At 70.4% G+C, this 2,306-nt stretch carries 4 protein-coding genes; all 4 read left to right on the plus strand.

Annotated elements, in window-relative coordinates:
- Nucleotides 1-654: acyl-CoA dehydrogenase family protein (locus tag JMF90_RS33915; RefSeq protein WP_268906086.1), on the plus strand; the 654-nt coding region annotated here is incomplete at its 5' end.
- A gap of 102 nt (nucleotides 655-756) precedes the next feature.
- Entirely contained in the window at nucleotides 757-1,134 is a 378-nt protein-coding gene (locus tag JMF90_RS33920; RefSeq protein WP_006490490.1) for a hypothetical protein, read from the plus strand.
- Nucleotides 1,135-1,142: 8 nt separating this feature from the next.
- Nucleotides 1,143-1,664, plus strand: coding sequence for a nuclear transport factor 2 family protein (locus tag JMF90_RS33925; RefSeq protein ID WP_011694645.1), 522 nt, complete (start codon nucleotides 1,143-1,145; stop codon nucleotides 1,662-1,664).
- Between the two features lie 31 nt (nucleotides 1,665-1,695).
- Nucleotides 1,696-2,306 (plus strand): amidase family protein (locus JMF90_RS33930; protein WP_201326061.1); only part of this gene is annotated, 611 nt, incomplete at its 3' end.

Here is a 2,306-nt window from a genome sequence, read left to right on the forward strand (position 1 = left end):
ACGGCCGTGTTCCGCGCCGCCGACGTCGAGATCGTCGAGAACTGGAGCGTGGTCGGCATGCAGGGCACCGGCAGCCACGATTTGCGCGTGAACGACCGCTTCGTGCCGGAGGCGTGGACCTTCGTGCGCGGCGGCGAACCGACCGTCGACGAGCCGCTGTACCGCTACCCGACCGTCGCGTATGCGGCGCAGGTGCTGGCCGTCGTCAACCTCGGCCTCGCACGTGCGGCACTCGACGTCGTGAACCGCATGTCGGGCGGCCGCCAGACGACGACCGGCGCGCCGCGCCTCGCCGATCGCGCGTATTTCCGCATCGAGCTCGCGAAGGCCGAAGCGCAACTGCGCTCGGCACGCGCGTTCTTCTACGACGCGACCGACACGGTCTGGCAATCGATCCTCGCCGGCAATCCGGTCACGCCCGATCAGGTCAGCCTGCTGCGGCTCGCGGCCACGCAGATCGCCCGCGAAGGCGCGAGCGTCGTCGAACGCGCGTATCGCCTCGGCGGCACGGCGGCGATCTATCGGTCGCATCCGCTGCAGCGGCTGCTGCGCGATGCGATGGTCGTCACGCAGCACGCGTTCCTCGCCGAGGGCAACTTCGACGGCGCGGGCGCGGTGTTCACCGGCGTCACGCCGTTTCCCGGTTATCTGTAACCCGCGTCGACCGACGCTTTTGACGAACGCGCATGAAGCCGAACCCGACGGAGCATCGCCGGCCGGTTCATGCACCCGACCGATTCCCCTGGAGAACCCGATATGTCCGATTCGAATCCGCTGCCGCTGCGCGTGCTGTTCTGCTGCGGCGTGTCGCAGAATTTCTTCGACCTGCCGCGCGAGCAGATCGGTGAAGTGTGGCAGGCGTACGGCGCGATGCTCGCGGCCGTCGAGGCGATGCCCGGCGTGCGCGTGCTCGGCGTGATGGACGACGACCGCCTCGTGGTCGGCCAGGCCGACGGCGCGCCGTGGACCTTCTACATCATGGCCGACGTCGCCGATTTCGACACGACGGTCGCCGTGTGCAACCTGTACCGCACGACGCCCGTCGGCGAATACAACCTGTGGCGCTACGGCAAGATCGAGGCGCGCGTGGGCCGCGCGCTGACCGTGCCGCCGGCCGCGAAGCCCGCGGCGTGAGGCGCGCGATGACCGAGCTGTCACCCGCCGCGATCGACGCGCTCGCACGGCGCGTCGCGGCGCTCGACGCCGAGCGCGCGGTGCGCGCGACGATCACGCGCTACATGGCGCTGTGCGACGTACCCGAAAATGCGGGCGACGGCCCGTCGCTCGCCGAACTGTTCACGCCCGACGCCGTATGGGAAGGCATCGGCCCGCAGTACACGAAGAAGTTCGGCCGCCTCGAAGGCACCGCCGCGATCGTCGCGATGCTCGGCCGCTATCTGCCGCCCGATCCGCATTTCTCGGCGAACCTGCATTTCCTGACGTCGGAGTCGATCGAGGTCGCCTCCGATCTTGCAAGTGCGCGCGGCCGCTGGATCATGCTGCAGGCGTCGCGCTACGCGGACGGCGCGGCCGAACTGATCGCCGCGCGGCTCACGATCGATTTCGCGCCGGCCGCCGACGGCGCCGCGTGGCTGATCCGCCATTTCCGCACCGAACGCGTGCTCGACGGCCCGTGGCCGCTCGCCGCCGCGTCACGGCCCTGACGTTTTCCGCTGCTTTCGCACGATACCGACCATGACAGGCTTCATCGACACCTTCACGCTCGGCGGCCCCGGCCCGACGATCGCGATCAAGGACACGATCGACATCGCGGGCCATCCAACCCGCGCGGCGAGCCGCGCGCTCGCCGATGCGCCGCCCGCCGAACACCACGCGGACGTGGTCCGCCTGCTGCTCGACGCCGGCTGGCAGATCGCCGGCAAGGCGAACATGCACGAACTCGCGTTCGGCATGACCGGCATCAACGACTACACGGGCACGCCCGTCAATCCGCAGGATGCCACGCGCATTCCCGGCGGCTCGTCGAGCGGCTCCGCATCGCTCGTCGGGCTCGGCACCGTCGACGCGGCGCTCGGCACCGATACCGGCGGCTCGATTCGCGGGCCGGCCGCGTGCTGCAGCGTGGCCGGGCTGAAACCGACGTTCGGCCGCGTGTCGCGCCGCGGTGTCGCGCCTACCGATACCACGCTCGATTGCGTCGGGCCGTTCGCCCGCGAAATCCGCACGCTCGTCGCGGTGATGGCCGCGATCGCACCGGGCTTCGACCGTGCGCGGGCGACGGCTTCCGCGGCAGGCTGCACGGTTGCGCAACTCACCGTCGAAGCCGATCCGGCGATCGCCGCCGC

Source organism: Burkholderia sp. E168m23 (genome assembly GCF_016586125.1).
In the GTDB taxonomy this organism is placed as follows: Bacteria; Pseudomonadota; Gammaproteobacteria; order Burkholderiales; family Burkholderiaceae; genus Burkholderia; species Burkholderia orbicola.

What these genes read in the sequence shown, in the direction of transcription:
- JMF90_RS33920 (WP_006490490.1), top strand. Translation starts at nt 757, where the DNA reads ATGTCCGATTCGAATCCGCTGCCGCTGCGCGTGCTGTTCTGCTGCGGC.
- JMF90_RS33925 (WP_011694645.1), top strand. Translation starts at nt 1,143, where the DNA reads ATGACCGAGCTGTCACCCGCCGCGATCGACGCGCTCGCACGGCGCGTC.